Source organism: Sulfitobacter sp. M368, from assembly GCF_025141875.1.
GTDB classification, from domain to species: Bacteria; Pseudomonadota; Alphaproteobacteria; order Rhodobacterales; family Rhodobacteraceae; genus Sulfitobacter; species Sulfitobacter mediterraneus_A.
This window is the reverse complement of sequence record NZ_CP081113.1, coordinates 3,056,410-3,079,421: the sequence shown is the minus strand read 5'-3', so window position 1 is coordinate 3,079,421 and position 23,012 is coordinate 3,056,410. Positions and strand designations below refer to the sequence as shown.

The following is a 23,012-nucleotide window of genomic DNA, read 5'->3' as shown; positions in this document are numbered from 1 at the left end:
GTGCGAAGATCAGAGATGTCAGTCGCCGATAGCTGCGTGCCCTGCGGTGACGGCGGTACTCGGGCAGGTGGCGATAGAACGGCTCTGTGCGGCTGGTAGATCGCCTGGTGGTTGACCCGAATCGGGTGGCGCTCCAGGCAGGCGTCTTGCCTGCGATCTGTCCTGGGGAACAAGCGGCCTTCAGCCGATCTTTAATGGCGTCTTTGAGTTCCGATACATCATCATCTTGCGCTGCATCGGGCGGCGCTTATCGCAATAGCCGTTCAGCCCCGGCAGATCGGAATTCGAGTATCGGTTCCGCTTGAAATTTCGATGGATGGTCGAGGCTTCTCTACCCAAGCGATCCGCGATCTCTGCTATCGGCTTTTTGGCTCACGCCATTTTGCCAATTTGCGGCACTTTTCCAGTCACGGGTGAGAATAGTGGGTTTTCATACCAAATTTACCACGCAACACTCTGTTAAAAAACATAATTTGCGTTCTTTTGTGAAGCCGCTAAAGCTGCAATGGCCCCCCAAGTCCAATGTGAGCCGGTCTGTGCCGTTGGTTTCCCATTAAATGCAAAGTTGATCGGCCTTGCGCAAAACCCCTAGCCGCGACATGGTGCTCACACAGTACAGGTTTTTCGGCATTGAAGGTAGTGCTGTACATCGAACGCACAAAATCGCCGCATTTCAGCAGCAGAAAAAGTCATATTGCTAGCGTTTGACGGGTAGCAAGTCGTTATTTAGATTTAGGAGATTTCAAATGCCAGCACCCTTTTATGTATGGGCGACGGATTCTGGAGTAACAGGATCATTCGCGGGCAGTGGCAATGTTTTTGGTGGACGTCGTGACGGCATTGAAACTAGCCCCGATGGCGACATCGATAACAACCCAAGTGGAACGACTGCTGAACTGGGATATACGGGCGCGCCTTCGGTATCGGGCATTTATGGCCTGCGCACTCTGGTTTTCAGCGATGGTGGAACCGCAGTCTGGGGGGCCGGCAGCGCTGGCGGATTTGTGATCCCGACAAACGAGATCGCCTACACTACGCTCAATAACGGAACGGCTTTTTCCGTCACTTCCCAGACCTCTGTCAGTTCTGCCGCCTATTCCACGTTTTCCACCGGCCCTGCCGCGCCGGTTAACACCGCGCCTGCGCTGGGCGGGACACCGCCGGATGCAACCGTCAACGAAGACGTGACCAGTGCGGTTAACCTGTCGGCCTACAATCTCACCGATGCAGAAGGCGATACCGTTACGCTGACCTTGGCGGTGAACAAGGGGACAATTGCATCTACGGATGGCAATGGTCCAGCGTCCAGCGTCACCGTTGCCGGCAGCGGAACAACGTCCATGACGTTGACCGGCGCTGTCGCAGATATCAACGCCTATCTCAATATCACGACCAAGATCACATTTACCACAGGGCAGAATGATACATCGTCAGCGACGCTGACGGTGACGCCCAATGACGGCACCATCAATGGCACAGCCGATACCGTGACGATCAATGTTACCCCGATCAACGACGAACCCACGCTGACCGCAACGGGTTTGAACCCGAATGCCAATGAACAGACCGCCACTGATCTTTTCTCCACGGTAACCGCCGACACAGTTGAAACAGGGCAAACCCTGACGGGTCTGACGCTCACAGTCACCAATGTTTCTGATGGATCCAGCGAACGGCTGAACATCGACGGCACCGCTGTTGTGTTGACCAACGGAACATCCGGCACAACAGCCACAAATTCGATGAGCTACAGTGTTTCGGTTACAGGCTCGACCGCGACGGTCACATTGTCAGGCGGTACGCTGAGCGAGGCGGCGATGCAGACCCTTGTTGATGGGATGACCTACACCAACAACAGCAACGCTCCGACGACAGGGGCCAGCCGGGTTGTCACCATTACCAGCCTGACCGACAGCGGATCAAACACTGGGTTGAACGACAATGCAGCGGCGCTCAACCTTGCCTCCACCGTGACGGTTGTGGCGGTGAACGACGCGCCGACAGTCAATTCGGGCACAGCAACGCTGCCGGGAACAGACGAAGACACCACATCCAGCGGCACCGCGGTCTCCACTCTTCTATCCAACCGTGGTTTTTCCGACCCGGATGGCAGCGGTCAGCAAGGCATGGCCGTCACGGGCACCACCGGCAATGGCACGTGGGAATTCTCGACGGATGTCTTTAATTATAGCCCATTTGGGGTGGTATCGGATACCTCATCGCTGTTGCTGTCCAGCAGTACGCTCGTGCGCTATGTCCCCGATGGCGACAACGGCGAGACAGCAACGCTGACGTTCCGTGGCTGGGACCGGAGCAGTGGTACGGCCTCCATCAGCGCGACAACATACAAGGTCGATACGACGACAAATGGCGGGTCAACGGCGTTCTCCAGCAACACCGCCACGGCCTCGATCACGGTCACAGATGTGAACGATGCCCCTACGCTGGCCGCAACCGGCCAGAACCCCAGCGCGAATGAGGGCCAGTCGACAGATCTGTTTTCGACAGTGAGTGCCGACACGGTTGATAACGGGCAAGACTTCACCGGGCTGACCCTGACAGTCACGAACCTGGCGGACGGTGCCGATGAGGTTCTGACGATCGACGGCAGCGATGTTGCGCTGACCGATGGCACGATGGTCACCACAGCAAACAATAGCCTGCTGGTCAGCGTGTCGGTTTCTGGCTCGACCGCCACAGTGTCTTTCACCGGTGCCACGCTGACCGAGGCGCAGATGAACACCCTTGTTGATGGTCTGACCTATCGCAACGACAACGATGCCCCCTCGACCGGTGCCAACCGGGTTGTCACGATCACCAACATCACCGACAGCGGCACCAGCAACAACTCTGCGGCGCTCTCCCTCACCTCCACAGTCACGGTTGTACCTGTCAACGATCCGCCTGTGGTGGGCAATGCCTATACCGAGACATCCACCATCAGCCAGGGCGGATTGATGAACCTGGATCATCTGGATGATGCCACGGTAGCTGACCCCGATTCTGGTGATTTCAGCGGTGGTTTGCTGACGCTGGCGCAATCATCCGGGACGGCAAACGGAGCATGGGGCGTGGATGGCACGGTCGCGACCTCTGGGGGCGACGGCACAATTTCTGCGGGCGAGACCGTTCAGATCAACGGCGTGACCATCGGCACGGTTGATGTGACCGATGACGGTCAGGGTGGCAATAACCTGACCATTGATTTCACGACCGCCGATGCGACCGCAGCCAACGTGGCGCTGCTGTTGCAAAACCTGACCTATGCCGCGCCGAGCGGTCAGGGCGACCGGGATTTTCTGGTCACGCTCAATGACGGGGATGGCACGGCAAATGGTGGCGATGAGACGGACAACGGTGATTTCACCATCGCTGTCCGGTCCCTCCCGCCGGTGATCGACAACCTCGACGGCGACAGTGTGACGGCGGAAGTGAGCGAGATCGTCCTGATCGACGCAGGCCGCGATGCGCTGATCACAGACGCGGATGCGCCTGATGCGCCACTCGGCCATGTGCTCATCACCCCGACGAGCGGTCTGGCGGGCGATTTCGGTGTGATCGGTGGGGACTTACCCCTTCAGATGGGGGATGTCGGGGCGAGCATTCCCCTGATCATCGGCACTCAGGACACTGAGATTTCCGCCGGTGAGAATATCTGGGTGTCTCCTTCGAATGGTAGTCTCTCTTTGATAGGAGATGTATCCGCGACCGAAGACGGGCAGAACGGCGCCGCCCTGAGAATCGACTTTGCTGATGATCCGATCACCAATGAGTATGACGTCTTGTCGCTGCTGCTGCAGGGGCTGACCTTCTCCTCTGATCAGGTGGGCATTCACACCTTTGACCTGACGATCACGGACAGTGACAGCGACTTTGCAGCAACCTCCGTTCCTGTGAGCTTCTCGGTAGAGATATTGCCGCCGAATGAGCCCCCGACGGTTTCCATCACCACGCTTCTCGATGAACTGCCCGAAGACACGGACACCTCCGCGCGGATCAAGTTGGCGGATGTGGTGATCACCGATGATGCGCGAGGCGATAATCTGCTGACCTTGCGTGGCGCGGACAGCGGGGCGTTTGAGCTGGATGGGACGGAGCTGTTCCTCAGAGCCGGGGCTGCGTTGGATTTCGAGGGTGAGGCGGAGCTCGATGTCTTTGTCGATGTCGATGACCCCACGCTGGGCACCGGTCGTGAGGACCGGGCGGCATTCACGCTGAATGTGACAGACGTGAACGAACCGCCGTCAGTGTTGGCCAGAAATGTCATTGGCAGCCTGCCCGAAGACAGCGACACCACTGTCGATATCAAGATTGCCGATCTGGAGATTCGGGATGATGCGCTAGGCACCAACGTACTGTCTCTTTCAGGGGCGGATGCCGGGCTATTTACGATTGTCGGGACAGAGCTGTTCCTTGCCGCTGGTGCGGCGCTGGATTTTGAAACGCAACTCAGCCTCGCCGTGAGCGTGGCCGTTGATGACCCCGCGGTGGGGGGCACGCCGGACGACTCTGTCGACCTTGTCCTGAGCATTACAGATGTCAACGAGGCGCCCAGTCTATCGCTGATCAACCTCAATCTGGGCCTTGAAGAAACCGGCTTTCTGCTCGGCCGGGTGAAGGTCGCAGATGTTGTTATCACGGATGATGCACTGGGGGATGAGATCCTGTCGCTAGAAGGGCCGAACCGGTTTTTGTTCCAACTCGATGGAACCGAGCTTTATGTTAGAGCTGGCCAGCCACTCGATTTCGAAATGCAGCACCCCTTTGAAGTGACGATAGCCGTGGATGATCCAAGCATCGGATCAGGGCCGGAAGCAACGATCATCGCCGCGCTGCCACTGCTCGACGTCAACGAAGCGCCCTCGCTTTCGCTTTTGAATGTCCTGCCCAGCCTTGCGGAGGATGTGAACACCACCACCCGCACGAAGGTGGCCGATATCGTGGTGACAGACGACGCGCTGGGCACAAACACGCTGGCGCTGGCCGGTGCGGATGCAGGCCTTTTCGAGATTGACGGCACGGAACTGTTCCTGTCGGCCGGGGTGGCGCTTGATTTTGAGAGCGATCCCCAGTTAGACGTCACGGTGACGCTGGATGATGCTCAATTCGCAGGTCTCGAAGGCTCGGAAGCTGTGGAGCTGGCCATCGTGGACGTGAATGAGCCGCCGACAGTGGCGTTGCTGAATGTTCTGGCTGGGCTGGCGGAAAACACGGAGACCAGCGCACGAATCAAGGTCGCCGACATCGACGTAACGGACGATGCGCTTGGCGCTGCCACGCTGGGGCTTGCGGGCGACGATGCATCGCTGTTCGAGATCGACGGCACGGAGTTGTTTCTCTCCGCCGGGGCCGCGCTGGATTTTGAAACCAATCCCAGCCTCGACGTCCAGGTCACCGTGGATGACCCGGCACTGGCTGCCGATCCTGATGACAGCGCGGCAATGAGTGTCAGCGTTACAGATGTGAACGAGGCGCCGAGCCTTGCGCTGGCCAGTGTGTTGGCGGGCTTGCCGGAAGATACCGACACCACCACCCGCACGAAGGTGGCCGATATCGTGGTGACAGACGACGCGCTGGGCACAAACACGCTGGCGCTGGCCGGTGCGGATGCAGGTCTTTTCGAGATTGACGGCACGGAACTGTTCCTGTCGGCCGGGGTGGCGCTTGATTTTGAGAGCGATCCCCAGTTAGACGTCACGGTGACGCTGGATGATGCTCAATTCGCAGGTCTCGAAGGCTCGGAAGCTGTGGCGCTGGCCATCGTGGACGTGAATGAGCCGCCGACAGTGGCGTTGCTGAATGTTCTGGCTGGGCTGGCGGAAGACACTGAGACCAGCGCACGCATCAAGGTCGCCGACATCGACGTAACGGACGATGCGCTTGGCGCTGCCACGCTGGGGCTTGCGGGCGACGATGCATCGCTGTTCGAGATCGACGGCACGGAGTTGTTTCTCTCCGCCGGGGCCGCGCTGGATTTTGAAACCAATCCCAGCCTCGACGTCCAGGTCACCGTGGATGACCCGGCACTGGCTGCCGATCCTGATGACAGCGCGGCAATGAGTGTCAGCGTTACAGATGTGAACGAGGCGCCGAGCCTTGCGCTGGCCAGTGTGTTGGCGGGCTTGCCGGAAGATACCGACACCACCACCCGCACGAAGGTGGCCGATATCGTGGTGACAGACGACGCGCTGGGCGCGAACACGCTGGCGCTGGCCGGGGCGGATGCAGGCCTTTTCGAGATTGACGGCACGGAGCTGTTCCTGTCGGCCGGGGTGGCGCTTGATTTTGTGAGCGATCCCCAGTTTGACGTCACGGTGACGCTGGATGATGCTCAATTCGCAGGTCTCGAAGGCTCGGAAGCTGTGGCGCTGGCCATCGTGGACGTGAATGAGCCGCCGACAGTGGCGTTGCTGAATGTTCTGGCTGGGCTGGCGGAAAACACGGAGACCAGCGCACGAATCAAGGTCGCCGACATCGACGTAACGGACGATGCGCTTGGCGCTGCCACGCTGGGGCTTGCGGGCGCCGATGCTTCGCTGTTCGAGATCGACGGCACGGAGTTGTTTCTCTCCGCCGGGGCCGCGCTGGATTTTGAAACCAATCCCAGCCTCGACGTCCAGGTCACCGTGGATGACCCGGCACTGGCTGCCGATCCTGATGACAACGCGGCAATGAGTGTCAGCGTCACAGATGTGAACGAGGCGCCGAGCGTAACACTGACTGGAACCATCGACACGTTGCTGGAACAAACTGACACGTCAACCCGGTTGCGCGTGGCTACGATCATGGTGACCGATGATGCGCTTGGCAGCAACAGCTTGACGCTGAGCGGAGATGACGCCGCTTTGTTCGAGATCGACGGCGATGACCTGTTCCTGAAGGCAGGTACAGTGCTGGAGCACGCCGTAAATCCGCAGCTTGATGTCGCGGTCCGCGTCGATGATCCCGATGTGGGCACCTTCCCTGACGATACGGCCGTACTCTCAATCGCCGTACCGGACACAAAGCAGACAGGCACGCCCGGCAATGACCTGCTAATCGGCGACCCATTGCTGAACCTGCTGGAAGGGCTTGGGGGAGACGACACTCTGGTGGGGCTTGCAGAGGATGACACGCTCGATGGCGGCCCGGGCATGGATACGGCCGTTTTGCAGGCCGGACAGGAGAATTATACAATTGTCTTTTCCGCTGATGGCACCACCGTCAGCGACCGCCGTCCGGACGGTACCGGCAGCGACACTTTGATCGACATCGAAAGGCTGCGTTTCTCCGAAGATCCTGAAGGATCGCCAGACAGTGGAAACCTTCTCAACTTGGAGGCCTTCGACGGTGTCCTCGACGTTACGGCAGACCAGCTGGAATCGCTGACAATGCTCTACCTTGCACTTTATGACCGGGCCCCTGACGCACTTGGCCTGTTCTACTGGTCAACGCAACTCGCCAATGGCATGCGATTCAGTGACATTACGGAAGAGTTCCTTATCAGCGACGAAGCGATTGCGCTCTTTGGGGGAACGCCCAGTAACGCGGATATCGTATCTGGCGCTTACGAGAATCTTCTGGACCGGGCACCAGATGCCTCGGGTCAGACGTTCTGGACCGGTTTGCTGGAAGTCGGCCTTATCAACACGGCCAATTTCTACCGGCTCTTCGTGCAAGGCGTGGAAAACAACCTCGGAGCAGATGGTGACCGGAGCACACTGGCGGATCAGACAGATATCGGCCTCTACTACGCTGTCATTCAGGGTCTATCAGACTCGACCGATGCGGCCACTGCAATGAACTTCTATGATACAACCGACCGTGCAAACAGTCTGCAGGAAGCCAAGGATTTCGTCGATGGCATCATAACCGACTCTCAAAACGGGACCAATCCGCAGTTACTTGTTCAACTGAACGGGGTGGTGGACGACCCTTTTGGTATCGCGTGAATGCCTACTAAATCACTTAACGGCCTTGTTTCAGCATCGGTTCAAGGGACGTCAGGAGTGGGTTGCACCAGATGGAGGGATTCATCGTTCAGCCCTCTACTGCAAATCATTGACAAGTTTTGATCTGCCCCCCAAGGCTCCCTCATTCATAACGAGAGTTTGCGGATTTGGATTTCATTTTCGTCGGTTTCGTTTTGGGCAAGAGCGTCGTGCGCGGAGCTCCCAACTTGCTGAAGCGCTCGACGCGCTTCAGCGGGTGTTTGGTTGCCCAGAGATGAGTGCGGTCTGATGTTATTGTAATCGTATCGCCAGAGCGCCAATTTCCTTCGGGTGTCATCTAACGTATCAAAGATCATGAAGGATACGGAGGATCCTTGTCAGAGGGGGCTTGTGCACGAATGCCTTCGCCGATTGAACATTAACCGAGACTAAATGCCCACACTGTCTCCGCCAGGCCCGCGACCTCGGGATGGTCCGACCAGCGGTGAACGTCTATGGGGCGGGAGTGCCAAGGGTTATCGACGGTGGCCATTGGCTTACTCTACTGATTACGAGGGGGAGAGGACGAGCAGTAAGGGAGTGATCAGGAAGGTTCTGTTATCTCTTCTCTATCTCCGGGTTCTTATTCATTACTTATACCTATTCCCTTCCTCCCTTCTAGCCCACCCTGATCTTCCCCCAAATCCCTTGAGATCACTCGGGCCAGCACAGGAAGCAGAACGCCAACAGGGGCCGAAACTGGGGCCTTTTAGCCACCACAGGCAACCAAGCTGTTTAGCTCTTTGATCTATCTGGAAGTGGCTGGGATGGTAGGAAACCTTGACGTGGCTTGAGCAGCATCAGTTTTTCTCTCTCGTCAACAGATCTGGGGCCGAAACTGGGGCGGAACGTAGCGCCAGCGGAGTGAGCATGGGGCGGCACGGGTGCCACGGGTTGGCGTCGATCAACCCAGAGTACTGCGCCCAGCCCGCCAGAGTTCAGTCACCGACCCGTCATCGTCGCCGAAGACCCGCCAACGACCCTCTGGCGAACTGGCGGACCTCTGGCCATCTAACGACCGCTAGACCACTGCCATAGGAACCCAACGACCGGCCCTCTTGAGGCACTCTGGCGGTCTATGCGGTGGTTCGGAGACGGTGGTGGAGGGTGGCGGAGATGACGTGGGGGGCTGCGGAAAGTCCAAGAAATTGATACTTTGACCTGATCGGCAAGAGAGGAGTTTATGGGGATGGATGTTAAGTCAAGCCAAGCTACTGGTAACGCTGCCTTGCACTATGCTGCTTGGCAGCTTTCTCGAAAGGGGTGGAATGTCATTCCAACGGCTCGCAACGCCAAAGGTAGTGACCTTTTTTGCGCAAATGACGATGAGTCCGTGATCTTCGGTGTCCAAAGCAAAGGGCTTTCTAGGCGGGGACCAGTAGGTCTCGGGTCAAATCTCGATAACCTTCGGTCGGAGTGGTGGATCATAACAATAAACTCGAAGAGCGATAACCCGACCTGCTTCATCATGACTTTAGAAGAGGTGAAGGAACTTTGTTTCCATAGCGATCCAGCTAAGAGCAGAACCGGAGCGATGTCTTATTGGCTGCAGCCAAAGGCATATGATCAACTTCAGTTCAAAGAGGCATGGCATCGATTGGGCAAATGATTGGCTCCATCTCTGGATGATCAAGCTCTCTTCAATGCAAGATATATAAAATGCAATGGTTGCGCGGCTGGCTGAGACCGAGAGAAAGAAATGTTCACGCAACGTGGGTCATCATAAAATGCCCGGTTAGGCAAAGTTTCATATTTTGCGCTGGGGGCTCCCTTGAACCGCCGTATTAGTGCTACCTCCAATCGAATGACCAAATCGGAGTTTTCTGACTGGAACAGCGCCCAGTCCTCCGTGAATTGATGCTTTACCTTTACGTGGTCATACCTGCCCTCGATCGCCGTGGTTGGGTCACGCCCACTTGCCTTGCCAATGTAGAATTTCGTAACGCCTCGATCCCTTCGGCAAATCGCTGCAATGGATCTGGTCAGGTGTTCCAGCGCTTCACTGTAACCACCGTACGAAAGGAACTCGCCAAATTCGACTTCATACTCACTCATGGTTTCAACTCCAAACAACTTGGGGTGAAGCCTTATAACACATTCTTGGAGTTGGCCTTACTTGGCGTCTTCCGCCTAGGCTTCATCGAGTAGCCTGCTCTTCTCACGTGCAACGATCAGGGCAATATAACCGATAGCACCGGCTATCCAGAGCAACCCAACCCAACCGGAGGTGAACAGCTTGATCACTCCAAAACCAAACACCAAGATCAAGACTAGGACGTTGAGCGGCGTAGCTGCACGTTTGCCCGCTTCATCGCTGATGACCTTCTCAGCCTGTTCACGCGCTTCCTTGATCGCCTGTTGCTCAGCGGTCAGCGGTTCATCGTCTCCCGCACTGCTTGGTTCGGGGTTCTCTCTCAGGAACTTCTTCGCCCGCTCCAGATCGAGACGGTCTTGCACCTTCGCCTCTAGTTCGTCCTGTTCTTTCTTGTTTTTCTCTTCGTTGGCACGTTCTCGCTTTCGCGCCTCTATTTGTTCTCAAAGGTCCATATCGCCCCCTTACGCGTCAGAGTCGCCAAGGGCAGTCAAGATCGCCGCTCCCACGCCGACCGCAGCCACGCCAGCCGCTGCCTTGCCACCTTGCCGAGACGCTGCAGCTTCAGCGTCAATGATGTCGTCAATGACCTTGGCCGCTCGATCGACTCGTGCTTCCTCCGGCACCCGACGCTCAAAGGTGATCATCAGGGTCTCTCGATCGCTGACGACCAAGTGGCGCTGCATCACCTTTTCCATGAAAACCAACCGCCAGCCTTCCGCCGCCATGGCATTCAGATAGGCTTGAAGCACCGCCGTCTCGATGCGTCCCTTGCCAAGCAGTACCGAACTGATCGACCCGTCAGCGACGTCGATAACCTTGTATTCATATTCCATGTTCAATCCTCTCTTTGTTCAATTATGCCCAGCTCGTCAGCCGAACGCCCCGCGTAATTTCGAAGCGGGTAGCCCCGAATGTCTCTTAAAACAGGTAGAGCTAAAACAGATCGTCAGCAATAGCATTGGGGGTGAAGAGAACACCGAAAAGCCCCCTGAGAGATGTCATCGCCCGCAACATGCGGTTGCTTCGTGCTGAGCGTGGCTGGTCGCAAGAACGGCTCGCTGCGGAAGCCGGGTTGAACCGAACATACTTGAGCGCGGTTGAGCGTTCCGAACAGAACATCTCAGTCGATAATCTCTATCGGGTTGCTCAGGGTCTTGGGGTTGAGAGCTGGACCCTGCTGGTTGACGAGGCTGGTGGCGATTGAGATTGTGACCCAATGGCAGCTACGAGCCCAGAGCGGACCATCTTGTCATAAAGAATTTAGCATTAGATCATTCACAAGATTTCCTTGCCGGTCGTGCTCTTCGCCATGTTAGATGCTCAGAGAATTAAACTTGGAGCATAATACGTTGAAGCCTAGTCCGTTACTGATAGTTCCTGGCGTTATCGCATTGATATTATTGACAATAGCAGTTGCGATTGGGGGCATCGCGCTGTCCGTGGCTCTCATTCCCGGCGATACACCTAAAGAGGCCAAGGCGGGGCTGATTTTTCTGATACCAATGCTCTGGGTCTGGAAACGCTTCTTTGTTTGGTGTGGCCTGAAGTTTGGATAGAACCCTTTTGCGAATAGCAGAATGTCCGCACAGCCGACATTTAGAGAGGCCAGAAATGAAACTAGGAGCCATGCAAGTTCTTCAAAGCCTGTATTTCCACTTATTCATAAAAAAGGGCTCCTAAGACTACCCCACATATATGCCGCAGCTCTGAACTAGATAAGTCATGTTCTCTGGCATAATCGACAAGATATCCGGAGATCGCGGACAAATACTGTGCGGCCTCAGGGTATTCACTATGAGTATCTTGACTTAAATCCGGACCCTGCTCCAAAAGTCGCAATGCATCAGGCAAATCGTTGATCCTCTCGATTTCTTGATGGTAGTCGATACTCACCTCTTCTTCCCTCCTTTTTGTCGTGCCCCACCCTACCAGTTGGCAAGGCCGACCGAAACTATCAGAAGACGGCTATGACCCAAGCCCGCCCTCACCGGGGTGGACCGCTCGCTCGGAGAAATGCCTTCAACGCTTCACATGGGCGTTCCTTGCGACGGCTTTCAAGCACAATGCGGATCGTTTGGAACACAATTTCAACGGTGACGTCATTAAATGCGATCATCCAAAAGCGTGACTTTGAAGCCCTCCAGCGTTCTGTTCTATCGCTGCCAAGAATTTCACTGATGTTCCATGCTTCAATTGGATATTGGTGCTTTCCTAAGTCACGGATATTCATGGAATTCTGTTCGAAGTGGAAAACACCTTCGAATTCAAGGATCACGTTTCCGCCCCCATCGACGGGCGCAATTTCATAGCAGATTAGGACATCATCTCCGTCGCTGAATATGGCGGGATTTTCAACGATGCCTATTCGCGGAAGGGTTTCACGGGGTTGCACGGTAGAAGTTTGCATTGCATTCAGTCCGTCTCATCTATTCTCGGCATCATCGTCAGACCACAGGAGTTTGGGAACGGCAACTACGTTCTGGAAGCCCACCTCTGAGGCAGCTAATCGCTGGGTGATCCGGACTGATACCATCGGCTGATTGGTTTGAGCCAAAGTGTCACAGTTGGTGGAATGTCTAGAACAAAGGTCATATGGGGTTCAGAGACTGTGGAACTTCCAAGGACATCAGAGACTATGTACCAAATCAGAGAGCTTTTAGATCTGGATCAGTGGCCTGATTTGGAAGCCAGCGTAAGCGGTTTTCAAGCGCGAAAGCGTGTTGATGTTGCACCCTTCGCTTATGAGATAAAGATAAACGCTCCACTCGAAGGTCACTTCTTGAGTGAGGTGGTTAAGTTTGCGTTGCCCGCACAATCAGAGGCGACTCGAAAAATCTATTCACTTTGCAATGGCTGCAACATCGGAGCCTCGAAGTTTTTCATCTACGGCAATTCCTTTGAGCGGATTAGTGACCGGCTTGTGTATCAGCCTTATGATCTTCAGAACGCAAACCTTTATGATAGGCCATCACATATTGATCCTGACCTTCTGATCGTTGGGGGAAGCCAGGAAGCCACTAGTGGTGAGGAGGTTGTCAGACATCATCACACATTGGATCGCATGGGCCGGATAAGGATAGTGGACGGCAGTAAATTGGCTGTTCGGGAATATGAAACAGTCGAGGAATGGCTGCAAACAGAAGTATCTCGGGCCTTAGCTGACCATAAAAACTGGTGATTGGCAGTTCCGCCAAGGCAGACCGCTTCCTTCGCAAACCCGCCCTCCAGATAAAAAAGAAAAGTGGTTCCCCCGTCCAGCACAAGCCAGCCGAGGGATAGTCTTATGGATATCGTCTGTTAACCACGTAGACCGCTAGCCACTGCCAGTACCCGTCAGAGTTGGCGAACCCCTGAGCTTGCGCAGCGACGTCCTCAGCGTCAGCACGGGTCAGGCCACCATCGAACTCAGCAATGGCAGCCCGCTCCTCGAACGCCTCGATGTCCGGAGGAACGGTCATGCCGGAAGCCGGATCTGATCAACGATGCCGCGCTTCTGCTCGTCTGAGATACCGGCACTGTAGATCCCGTAGGTTATGCCGTTCTCCGACCGCGCCGACTGATGACCAACCAGCGATGCCGTCCAGTGCTCAGGCACGCCCGTGCGCTCGCACTGCGTGATGAACCACTTGCGCGTTGAGTGAAACACCAGGCCTTCCAGAACCAACCAGTCCCGCACCCGCGAGAACCGCTTCGTCACGGCGTTCACCGTCAAGTCGGGGAACAGAGGCCCCGAAGATGGCAGTCGCTCGAACACCGCGTCCAGATCAGGATGCAGCGGCACGAGTCTTTCCGCAGCATCAGTCTTCAACAGACGAAGCTCGTTTGGTCTGACGTGAACGAAGCGACCAAGATTGCCCTTGGTGACCAGATCTTCCCGCAGCAAGCCAACCGCCTCGCCGTCCCGCATTCCTGTCAACAGACAGGTCAGCAGAACCGGACGCAGCACCGGATCGTCGTGACCCAACAGCCGCCGGACTTCAACGTCCGTCGGGACGGCATAGGGCGCTGGTCGCACCTTGGGATCGAACCGAACAGACCGGAACGGGTTGGCTTCTAGGTGGCCTTCATAGACGACCCAGTCGACCCAATGGTTCACCTGAGACCAGATGCGCCGCTGTGTCCGCGCCGTGATGCGGTGAGGCCCATCAGACGAGAACTGAACGAGTTGATCCAGCGTCAGACCACGGGTGTTCTGGGATCGTCCGATGACCGGCGATAGCTGAGCGATTGCACCAAGGAACTCCCGGCCAACATCACGGTCCAGAGCGGTGACCGGCAACCGCCCATACTTCGACAGGAACAGCCCAACGGAATACCGGACGCTCTTAAACCCACTGGGGCGCAGCTCGTTGCTCCGGCGATCGAGATACGCCCGGCCCAAGTCGGCAACGGTTGCTACGGGTGCGACGGTCTTCGCTTGGAAGGACACACCTCCAGAGGCCTCCAGAGTGGCCCGTAGGTGGCCAAGGGCTGCTGCTGGACGGTCAACCCATTCAGGCAGGCTGGCGGCTCTCTCTGCGCCAGTTCTGACGGCCTGGACCTGCGCCTCGAAGGATGCGTTCAGTTCGGCGGCACGAACGCGGGCGGTCGTCGGGTCTCCGGTCTTCAGAGATTGCTTCAATGCAGCGACCTCGGTTACGACGGTGACGTCTCGTGGGTAGTGGCGACGGTACAGCCACGTATGGCCCTTGAGATAGGCATACTTAATGGAAGCAGAAATAGGTCGGCTCCTTTCATGTTTGGGATTGTTGGGTTGGTTTAGGCGGACCGAACGGCCCGATATGCGACGGACTTGATCAACTCGAAGCCCGGTTCGCCGTAGACCCCGGCCAGCGGGCCGGTGATCGAGTAACCTCTCACGCAGTCGTCAAAGGTCTCATCGACTTCGAATAGATGTTCAGGCCAGTCATCGAAGGCTCTGATGACGACCACGTCGCCTTCTCTAAGATTATCCATTGGGCCGCCTCCAAGCCGCCAACATCGCGAGGGCAACTAGGACCGTGACGGCGGGATGTGATCGTGATCCGACCCAGAGCAACGTCGTCACTGCGGCACGGGGTGGTGGGTTCAATAAAAAACCCCCGGTCATGCGACCGAGGGTGGCTAACGTCTTCATGTCTAAGCTCCTGTTTGAGTTTCTTTATTTAGATACAGGAGGTTCCTCGGTTTAGCGGGATCATGCATAGACGCCAGTCCAGCACGCGCAAACTGCTCAACCCAGGAGAAGTCTTGAAAAACCCACCTGAGGTTGAGCTTGCGCACCTCTTTTCACTGGGTTAACAAATTGCTGTATAGAATGAGGTATTTAACAGATGGCGATTTATATTTTTTATGGGGATGCAGTTGTTGTTGTCCCATTCGTCGACTTGCCCGATGGTCCAACTGCCGACTCTTGGACTTTTTCAAAAGAGTTTAGTGAGAGCCGGCTTACTTATAAGGCGCAAGGCGCCTCTGAGACATGGACGGAATATTCTGGCAGTTTTCAGCAGGATGAGGCCGGGACGATCTCGGGGACAATCAACGGGATCACCACTTTCTACAAGCAAGACAACCCTCTCATTTACGAAGGCGAAGAGTTCTATGATGTGACCCTTTATGTGCTTGAACACGAACTCGACTTTGCGGACGTTGCTCGGTGGTTGGACGAGACAGCACATTTTGACCAGCCTTGGCTATCCGCCTTGCCCGAGGACGTTTTCTTAGGGGACGATTTAATCGACTTAAACAACTTCTCTAAAGTTGGCAGCACAATCGTAGTACAAGGAGGCGCGGGCGATGATGAGATCGCGCAAGATCTTGATCCAATAAACTATCAATTGGAAATCGCGGGGCATGGTGAGGACATCAGCGATATTCACGATCGCCGCCTTGACTTTAGCGTTGAGGAATACCTAGACATTGCCGCAAAACTCACAGCGAATATTGACGGTGGCATCGGAAATGACACGATCACCGGTGCCTTTGGCGACAACACCTTGATCGGGAATGGCGGGGATGATCGGTTGATCGGCTTTGGTGGCGACGATCGGTACATTGGAGGTGCCGGGAACGATAAGATCGAAGGTGTGATTTCTGAATTTCGTGAAGGCTTGCATACGCAGGTAGATACCGCTGTTTATGCAGGAGAAAGTTCGCAATATTCGCTGATTGTAGAGCCATTCGCGGAAGGGATTATTGCTTCAAATTTGCAGCGGGTAATTGATAACTCAACCTCAGTCGAAAGCTACTTGCGCGCATTTTCAGAAGCCAATCCAGAGTTCTCAGCTCCGCATGGGTACAGATATTCGGTGGATAGCCTTCAAGTTATTGACCGCGAGGCTGATAGGGATGGTATAGATGAACTCCGATTGGTTGATCGCCTTGAGTTTGCAGATCAGACGATAGATCTCGCCACAATATTCTCAGCTAATCGTCTTCAGGAAGATCAAATCCATGATCTGATAGAAATCTACATTGCATTCTTTGATCGCGCACCGGATGCACTTGGGCTGTACTTCTGGGGACACTATCTGGCAGAAGGCATGTCGCTGGAAACGATCACCTCGCATTTTGCATCGTCTGCGGAGGCGCAAGCGCTTTATCCATTTACCAGCCCCAGCGAGACTTTCATCACTGCAGTTTACCAGAATGTCCTCAACCGCAGTCCAGAACCAGAGGGGGTGGCATTTTGGAGCACCCATCTGGATAGCGGGATATTCACACGAGATGTACTTGTGTTAGAGATCATCCGAGGTGCGCAAGCCGGAGATCAGCCAAGCGATACTGACGAGATCAGCAGTCAACGTGCCGCGGATCTTCTGTATCTGGAAGCTAAGAGCGATCTGGGTGCGTATTTTTCTGTCGTCAAGGGGATGAGCAACGTGGAAAATGCTCGCTCAGCTATGGATCTATTCGACGGGTCTTCAGAGAGCATCGCTGCTGCGAAATCCTCAATAGACGGTTTCTATGCTGATGCTCTTGGTCCAGACGATGGTGAATTTCTTGTGAGCCTGGTTGGCGTGATTGATGATCCCTTTATGGTCTAAACAATTGACCAAATGAAAAGGAGCATGGTTACAGGGTTTCGCATCTGGCTTTGCTTATTTCCCTGCACACGTCTTCTCCGCCGCCCTCCAGCACCATGAGCCAACCACCGCAGAGACCGCCAGAGTGCCTTAAGAACAACCCGGTCGTCGCGTTGGATGGGGTTCCGACCAGTGCTCCAGTTGACCAGAGAGCGCCAGTTCGTCAGAGCGTTGGAAGACCTTCGGCATCAATGACGGATCGTTGACTGAACTCAAGCGAGCTGGGCGCAGCAGTCTAGAGCCAATAGATCACCCCCGTGGCACCCGCCACCACCGCTACGCCCGTCAACAGATGAGACCCAAACCGCCCCAGTTTCGGCCCCAGATCGGACGACCAGCGGGAAAAACCTATAGCAATCAAGCCACGTCAAGGTTTCCTACCATCCCAGCCACTTCCAGAGACATCAAAGAGCTAAACAGCTTGGTTGCCTGTGGTGGCTAAAAGGCCCCAGTTTCGGCCCCAGTTAGCTGCGCTGGGTACGTGGCTGCTGGAGAGGTGCTGGAAGAAGGGGATTGGGTAAAAAAGAACTGGTGGTGGTGGGGCTGTTCTAGGGGCTTGGAATAGGTATAAGTAATGAACAGAGAACGGGGGGAGGGAGCCGCTCAGTCTTCCCATCCTTACCACCCAGTCCCCCCCAAAGAGAACCTAATGGCAGACATAGAAGATCCCTGGAACTCACGCCCCATAGACGTCCATCGGTGGTCAGGAGGCCAGCATGTTTGTTTTCTATGACTTTGAGACCACTGGGACGGAACCAGCCTTTGACCAACCGCTGCAGTTCGCTGCGATCCTGACTGACGACGATCTTGACGAGGTCGAACGGGTCAACCTCCGCTGCCGATTGAGCCCTCTCGTGCTTCCATCGCCAATGGCGCTTGCGATTACCGGAGTTACGCCTGACGTTCTGATTGACGATCAACTGCCGTCTCTGTTCGAGTTCACTCAGCAACTGTCGGATCTGATCGATCGCTGGGGGCCTGCGACTTGGATCGGCTATAACACTATTCACTTTGACGAGGAGGTTCTTCGACAAGCCTTCTATCAAAACCTGCATCCCTCGATCTATCGGACCCAGCTGGACGGCAACGATCGCGTGGATCTGATGAAGTTGATCTATGCGGTACGTGTGCTGCAACCAGACTTTCTTGAATGGCCCATGGATGAAAAGGTCAGATCTCCTATAAGCTGGACCAACTGGCTCCTGCCAACGGATTTACCAACCACGACGCCCACGACGCCCTGGGAGACGTCGAGGCGACGATTCACGTGGCTGAACTGATCAGGAAGGGTGCTCCGGACGTCTGGGCCGAGGCGCTCAGAAACCGGTCAAAACAACAAAACAGTGAATTGCTTGAGACCGGTCAGCCACTTCGAATGGTTGAACGGTTTGGGGGCGGTGAACCGGCTAGCTACATCGGTGCCTTCGCTGGTCGTAACCCGCAGAACCCAAATCAGGTTGGCTTTCTTGATCTTGAGGCTGTCGATCCTCGTGAGTTGGTCGACGCTGGCGATGACGTAATCGCTAGTGCAGTGGAGGCGACGCCGAAGCTGATCCGGACCGTCACGGTCAACAAGTATCCGTCTTTGTTTGCCAACCCTACGGTGACAGAAGACATCGCTGCTCGAGCGACCGCGCTAGCCGACATGTCCGAACTTCATGACAGGGTTGGCGCTGCTCTGGCGGGACGGTTTGCCGACCGAGAGCAACCTGAACATGTTGAGAAACTGATCTAAGCTGGCTTCCCTTCCGCTGTGGATACGAAGCTTCTGCGAGAGTTCCAGGGCGCTGACTGGGGGCGACGCCATGAGTTGCTGAGAAGCTTTGAAGACGTCCGATTCCAGCAACTTGGTCGCCGGATCGTGTTTGCCAACCAACCAGATCAACTGAGCGAACAAGAAAGAAACACTATGAGGCTGACAGTGCTTGAGCGCTGGAACGCTGAAGACGCACCGTGGACGACGTTCGCTAAGGTCGATGAAGGGTTGGCTCAGGTGCGCCAACAGGAACTGCTGGACGAAGGTTCCATCGCGGCGCTGGTGGCCTTCTATAACCGGCTTAGGGGCTGACGATCGAAGGCGGCTATGCGGACAATGCTGCCGTTCCTACAAACTTAATACAAGGTGAGTTTTGGCAAGTCAGCCAATTGACGACCACGTGCGAAAATTAGACATTGAAACAGAGATACGCTACTGGTTGGAAATCTCAACCTCTGCAAAAGCTGTAGTCAGATTTTCTTAAAGGATGCCAGTACGTGATGCGTGGGTTTGCTGTTTTTCTGGTGGTGCTGGCGCCTTCACTTGCTTTTGGACAAGCGCCTCAAGTCAACGTGACAGATATTACTTACATTCTTGAGGACGAGGTGCCGGGTCTCGGCATAAAAGTCGATATATCTGAATGGGTTGCAGCAGATGACATGAGCGAGCTGGCTCAGGAAATTTGCGAACAAATCGCGCCAAAGGTGCTGCCTGAGATTGAAAAACAAGAAGGCTTGGAAGCACCAGAATTCATTGAGATAGACGCGAAAGTCCCTCGGTCTTATGGCATAATAAAGCTAAATGTTGGTCAAGTTCGTCGGTTCTCTAACCGTAACGGAACATGTGCGCCTCTTTGGGAGGAATAGCCCGCCCGAGGAACTGGTGATGTGACGCAAACCTACGATCTTCGACATTCGCCGCGGTGCATCAAATCGCGAGGATGGGCTCCAAGCTGCCATTGACGCCGATCTCATCGATCATAAGGCTGCACTACTGTCCCCGTTCGCTTCTCATGCCTCGCGAGCCGCTTCAAATAGCCCTCTGACCGAGCGGTCTGCCTCCAGTTGATGTAATCAAGAACCACCTCATGTGGTGCGTCCTCGTACTCGTCCAATCCAAATGACTCGTTGGCTGTCGGAAGAGCCTTCCCGACCACCTGCTCAGACGCAGCGGCCATGACCTCCTTCAGATGGTCAACACGCGTGTAGTCGACGATGTAGCTGTCATGGACAGAAACAACCGGTATCGCTTGGGTCGTGAACTCTTGATGGATAATTGCAGTGATCTGGCTGTCGACGTTCATCAGCCTGATGCCCTGATCGCTGAACAAGCTGTCTTCAAGATGCGGGGATTTCTTGATGAAAGCGGCGACCAGATTGTCCAGTTGTTCGTTGGTGAGCATCTTGCCCAAATTATCCTTTGGGAAACCATCTCTGAAGGCGCGGTAAGCAGCATCCCGTGAGCTGGCGTTAATCGCAGTTAGCAATAACCGTTTGACGAGTGCCCGCTGAAGTTCCGGTGGGCCAGCCCTGATAATCCGGTCGGGCAAGTCGTAGGGATCACCGTCAAGCTCGACCCCATGTTCCGCTGACAGAATAGCGACGTGCAGCCCCCGGAAGTCGACCTCCACAGTTGGCGTATCGTTGATGAATATCTTGGACCGCCAGTCGCTGTTGACCTGCTGCCACCACCCGCCATGAAACCGCCCGTTCTCTGACCACTCTGACCGGCTGAAGATACGGCGAGTTCGGCAATGATGATGGTCCGTCGACTGATCATCGATCACTGGCTCATCAAGGACCGGAATATCAATGAAAGCTCCGGCGATGACATCGTTATACCGTCGAACTTGCTCGCGCATCTCATTGGTCTCGTCGGTGTCTTCATAGTCGACCAACCCGTCATCTTCGCTCCGCAGCACGATGACTTCTTCGTTTGGCACGCGGGTCACATCGTCCCGCTCGAACTTCGCCTCAGCAAACATCGCCTGAAGCCGTTCGGACGCCCTGATGCGGGTCGTTCGGTTACCTCGAACGCCGGGGCCACTATAGCTGCCTTTGGCGAGGTCCAGCAGCCCGTTCTCATGGAGTGCCTTTATGATTGGTATTATTTTCTTGGAGATGTGAATGGCGTTATATCTTGAAGACGTATCCCAGTAGTTCGACGATTGGGAAACCCCGATGCAGAGGGTCGGGTCGCGCAGCCAAGCCACATAGAGGTCGAGCAGCAGAACCCTCAACTGATGGCGGAAAGCAGTCTTGGGCTTCGGACCCGACCGCTGAACGATCTTGACGTACTCATCCCAGACCGTATCGGTCAGTTCGGCGACCTCTGGATGATCTGACCACCGATGGACGTCTATGGGGCGGGAGTTCCAGGGGTCTTCTATGTCTGCCATTAGGTTCTCTTTGGGGGGACTTGGTGGTAAGGATGGGAAGACTGAGCGGCTCCCCCCCCCTCCACCCGTTCTCTGTTCATTACTTATACCTATTCCAAGACCCTAGAACAGCCCCACCACCACCAGTTCTTTACTACCCAATCCCCTTCTTCCAGCACCTCTCCAGCAGCCACGTACCCAGCGCAGCAAACTGGGGCAGAAACTGGGGCCTTTTCGTACCTGCGGGTGCGACGGGTGTTGTGTTCTTTGATCTATCTGGAAGTGGCTGGGATGGTAGGATTCGAACCTACGGTACACTGTACCAAAAACAGTTGCCTTACCACTTGGCTACATCCCAACTGAGGGGCTAATTAAGGGGACTGGGCGCTGGGTGCAAGCCTGTTTTCGCAAAAAATTACTCCTCGGACGCATTCATATTCAGAAGATCGCGGCGCGCCAGTTCTGCGCGCTCCTGATCGACGATTTTCTCAAGCTCTTTATCGGCTGTTGCCTCCACATCCTGAACCGGTGCTGGGGCAGGGGGGCGGCTTTCTTTTGGTTCCTCGGGGGCGGGCGCCGGCGCTTGCAGGACTGCAGGCAGGTTTTCGATGCGGTAGCCCGGCACAGGTGCTGCCATTCCTGCCCCGTCCAAGGCCGCCTGGGTCAGGCGGATCGCCTCGCTGCGCGCCAGAACGATGCTGGTCTCATTCTGATCAATCCATGCCGCCATCATCAGCGTGATCCAGAAATCATCCACCGATTCAACCCAAACCGACACCTCAGGGCTGTCCAGTACGAAGGGCAGATTGTTCAGAGTCTGCAACGCCAATTGCCGTGCAGCATCCAGATCGGTGTCCGAGGCCACAGACAGCGCAAATGTAAACCGCCGCTCTGCATTGCGCGAAAAGTTCACGATGCGGCTTTTGAAAACGGTCGCATTGGGGATGCGAATGTGATTGCCATCAAAGCTGAGCAAAATGGTGGCGCGGCTGGTCAGGCGGATCACCTTGCCGGTGTCGCCGTTGATCTCGACCGTGTCATTGGGGCGAAACGGCTGGCGGATCGACAGCATGATCGAGGCGATGAAATTCTCCACCGTGTCGCGCACGGCAAAACCGATGGCGAGGCCGACAATCCCGGCCGCACCCAGAATGCCTGACAGCAGTGCCGTTGCGCCCACGATATCCAGCGCCACAACCAGGCCGCCGATCACAAACAGCAGGCGCAGGATCTGGCGGTAGATGTCGGCGATAAAGGCGTTGGGCGACAAGCGATCCCAGGGTTGCCGCATCCGGGCGATGAAGAACCCGGCAAAAACAATCAGGACGAATACGCCGAGCGCAATCAGCGCCAGCGGCAGGAAGGCCACCAATTGCGTGGCGCGGGCCTTGAACCGGTCCACCGCGGGGTTCAGGCGGCGGGCCACATCCGTGGTCTCGAACACCTCGTTCTCGATCGCGACCACCCCCTCAACCCGACCAACCAGCTCGGTCAGGCGGACTGCGGTTGCCGTATCCAGCGTGGTGCCGCGCAGGGTGACAATGCCGGAGGATACCGTGACGCTGATGTCTTCATAGCCCTCCAATTCCCCAAGAATATCGCGAATTCGGGTGGCAATGGCGGCATCGGCGCTGGCGTTGTCTTCGATGGCGATGGTGCCATTGGGTTGATCCACGCTTTGCGCGAGGGCGGCAAAAGGCAAGAACAGGCACAAGATCAGGGCAAAAAGACGCATAACAAATTCCGTGGT

Annotated in this window: 16 protein-coding genes, 1 tRNA gene and 1 pseudogene; 8 read left to right on the top strand and 10 right to left on the bottom strand. The window is 55.7% G+C overall.

Going from position 1 to position 23,012, the window contains the following annotated elements:
• Positions 1-746: 746 nt before the first annotated feature.
• Complete coding sequence (locus K3754_RS15260) at positions 747-7,931, top strand: DUF4214 domain-containing protein (RefSeq protein ID WP_259938353.1); 7,185 nt, start codon at positions 747-749, stop codon at positions 7,929-7,931.
• A gap of 146 nt (positions 7,932-8,077) precedes the next feature.
• Here K3754_RS15260 and K3754_RS15255 read toward each other — a convergent pair.
• The 3 genes and pseudogenes from K3754_RS15255 to K3754_RS15245 all read right to left on the bottom strand — a co-directional run.
• A pseudogene (locus K3754_RS15255) lies at positions 8,078-8,284 on the bottom strand (integrase core domain-containing protein); the annotation flags it as partial.
• A gap of 1,816 nt (positions 8,285-10,100) precedes the next feature.
• Complete coding sequence (locus tag K3754_RS15250) at positions 10,101-10,427, bottom strand: hypothetical protein (protein ID WP_259938351.1); 327 nt, start codon at positions 10,425-10,427, stop codon at positions 10,101-10,103.
• Positions 10,428-10,526: 99 nt separating this feature from the next.
• The gene (locus K3754_RS15245) at positions 10,527-10,898 is read right to left on the bottom strand and encodes a DUF4177 domain-containing protein (protein WP_259938350.1); all 372 of its coding nucleotides are present in this window, start codon (positions 10,896-10,898) and stop codon (positions 10,527-10,529) included.
• Between the two features lie 179 nt (positions 10,899-11,077).
• Here K3754_RS15245 and K3754_RS15240 point away from each other — a divergent pair, with 179 nt between their 5' ends.
• Positions 11,078-11,269 carry a helix-turn-helix domain-containing protein gene (locus K3754_RS15240; RefSeq protein WP_259938349.1) on the top strand — a complete coding sequence of 64 codons (192 nt, stop codon included), beginning with the start codon at positions 11,078-11,080 and terminating at the stop codon, positions 11,267-11,269.
• A 452-nt stretch (positions 11,270-11,721) separates the two neighbouring features.
• Here the strand turns inward: K3754_RS15240 and K3754_RS15235 are convergent, their stop codons facing one another.
• The gene (locus K3754_RS15235; protein WP_259938348.1) at positions 11,722-11,958 is read right to left on the bottom strand and encodes a hypothetical protein; all 237 of its coding nucleotides are present in this window, start codon (positions 11,956-11,958) and stop codon (positions 11,722-11,724) included.
• A 91-nt stretch (positions 11,959-12,049) separates the two neighbouring features.
• Positions 12,050-12,472, bottom strand: a complete 423-nt coding sequence (locus K3754_RS15230) for a hypothetical protein (protein ID WP_259938347.1) — start codon at positions 12,470-12,472, stop codon at positions 12,050-12,052.
• Positions 12,473-12,700: 228 nt separating this feature from the next.
• On the opposite strand from K3754_RS15230, the gene K3754_RS15225 reads away from it, so the two are divergent.
• Positions 12,701-13,243, top strand: coding sequence for a hypothetical protein (locus K3754_RS15225; RefSeq protein ID WP_259938346.1), 543 nt, complete (start codon positions 12,701-12,703; stop codon positions 13,241-13,243).
• Positions 13,244-13,519: 276 nt separating this feature from the next.
• Here K3754_RS15225 and K3754_RS15220 read toward each other — a convergent pair whose 3' ends face one another.
• Positions 13,520-14,773, bottom strand: a complete 1,254-nt coding sequence (locus K3754_RS15220; RefSeq protein WP_311201493.1) for a DUF6538 domain-containing protein — start codon at positions 14,771-14,773, stop codon at positions 13,520-13,522.
• A gap of 50 nt (positions 14,774-14,823) precedes the next feature.
• A complete protein-coding gene (locus tag K3754_RS15215; RefSeq protein ID WP_259938344.1) occupies positions 14,824-15,021 on the bottom strand; it encodes a hypothetical protein in 198 nt (65 codons plus the stop codon).
• Positions 15,022-15,377: 356 nt separating this feature from the next.
• Between K3754_RS15215 and K3754_RS15210 the strand changes: the two genes are divergently transcribed.
• The 5 genes from K3754_RS15210 (at position 15,378) to K3754_RS15190 (ending at position 19,751) form a co-directional block, all read left to right on the top strand.
• Positions 15,378-17,090 carry a DUF4214 domain-containing protein gene (locus K3754_RS15210; protein ID WP_259938343.1) on the top strand — a complete coding sequence of 571 codons (1,713 nt, stop codon included), beginning with the start codon at positions 15,378-15,380 and terminating at the stop codon, positions 17,088-17,090.
• Between the two features lie 755 nt (positions 17,091-17,845).
• Positions 17,846-18,409 carry an exonuclease domain-containing protein gene (locus K3754_RS15205; RefSeq protein ID WP_259938342.1) on the top strand — a complete coding sequence of 188 codons (564 nt, stop codon included), beginning with the start codon at positions 17,846-17,848 and terminating at the stop codon, positions 18,407-18,409.
• Positions 18,397-18,864 carry a hypothetical protein gene (locus tag K3754_RS15200; RefSeq protein ID WP_259938341.1) on the top strand — a complete coding sequence of 156 codons (468 nt, stop codon included), beginning with the start codon at positions 18,397-18,399 and terminating at the stop codon, positions 18,862-18,864. Before K3754_RS15205 ends, K3754_RS15200 begins: the two co-directional genes overlap by 13 nt.
• Before the next feature lie 18 nt (positions 18,865-18,882).
• A complete protein-coding gene (locus K3754_RS15195; RefSeq protein WP_311201431.1) occupies positions 18,883-19,197 on the top strand; it encodes a hypothetical protein in 315 nt (104 codons plus the stop codon).
• Between the two features lie 185 nt (positions 19,198-19,382).
• Positions 19,383-19,751 carry a hypothetical protein gene (locus K3754_RS15190; protein WP_259938339.1) on the top strand — a complete coding sequence of 123 codons (369 nt, stop codon included), beginning with the start codon at positions 19,383-19,385 and terminating at the stop codon, positions 19,749-19,751.
• A gap of 104 nt (positions 19,752-19,855) precedes the next feature.
• Here K3754_RS15190 and K3754_RS15185 read toward each other — a convergent pair whose 3' ends face one another.
• From K3754_RS15185 to K3754_RS15175, 3 genes are all read right to left on the bottom strand, one after another.
• A complete protein-coding gene (locus K3754_RS15185) occupies positions 19,856-21,283 on the bottom strand; it encodes a hypothetical protein (protein WP_259938337.1) in 1,428 nt (475 codons plus the stop codon).
• Positions 21,284-21,545: 262 nt separating this feature from the next.
• A tRNA-Gln gene (locus K3754_RS15180) sits at positions 21,546-21,620 on the bottom strand.
• A gap of 57 nt (positions 21,621-21,677) precedes the next feature.
• A complete protein-coding gene (locus K3754_RS15175; protein ID WP_259938336.1) occupies positions 21,678-22,997 on the bottom strand; it encodes a mechanosensitive ion channel domain-containing protein in 1,320 nt (439 codons plus the stop codon).
• Positions 22,998-23,012 lie beyond the last annotated feature (15 nt).

Bases quoted from the DNA above. Each gene is read 5' to 3' on its own strand.
- K3754_RS15225 (WP_259938346.1), top strand. From the start codon at position 12,701: ATGTACCAAATCAGAGAGCTTTTAGATCTGGATCAGTGGCCTGATTTG.
- K3754_RS15210 (WP_259938343.1), top strand. From the start codon at position 15,378: ATGGCGATTTATATTTTTTATGGGGATGCAGTTGTTGTTGTCCCATTC.
- K3754_RS15260 (WP_259938353.1), top strand. From the start codon at position 747: ATGCCAGCACCCTTTTATGTATGGGCGACGGATTCTGGAGTAACAGGA.
- K3754_RS15175 (WP_259938336.1), bottom strand. From the start codon at position 22,997: ATGCGTCTTTTTGCCCTGATCTTGTGCCTGTTCTTGCCTTTTGCCGCC.
- K3754_RS15205 (WP_259938342.1), top strand. From the start codon at position 17,846: ATGTTTGTTTTCTATGACTTTGAGACCACTGGGACGGAACCAGCCTTT.
- K3754_RS15185 (WP_259938337.1), bottom strand. From the start codon at position 21,283: ATGGCAGACATAGAAGACCCCTGGAACTCCCGCCCCATAGACGTCCAT.
- K3754_RS15240 (WP_259938349.1), top strand. From the start codon at position 11,078: ATGCGGTTGCTTCGTGCTGAGCGTGGCTGGTCGCAAGAACGGCTCGCT.
- K3754_RS15245 (WP_259938350.1), bottom strand. From the start codon at position 10,898: ATGGAATATGAATACAAGGTTATCGACGTCGCTGACGGGTCGATCAGT.
- K3754_RS15215 (WP_259938344.1), bottom strand. From the start codon at position 15,021: ATGGATAATCTTAGAGAAGGCGACGTGGTCGTCATCAGAGCCTTCGAT.
- K3754_RS15230 (WP_259938347.1), bottom strand. From the start codon at position 12,472: ATGCAAACTTCTACCGTGCAACCCCGTGAAACCCTTCCGCGAATAGGC.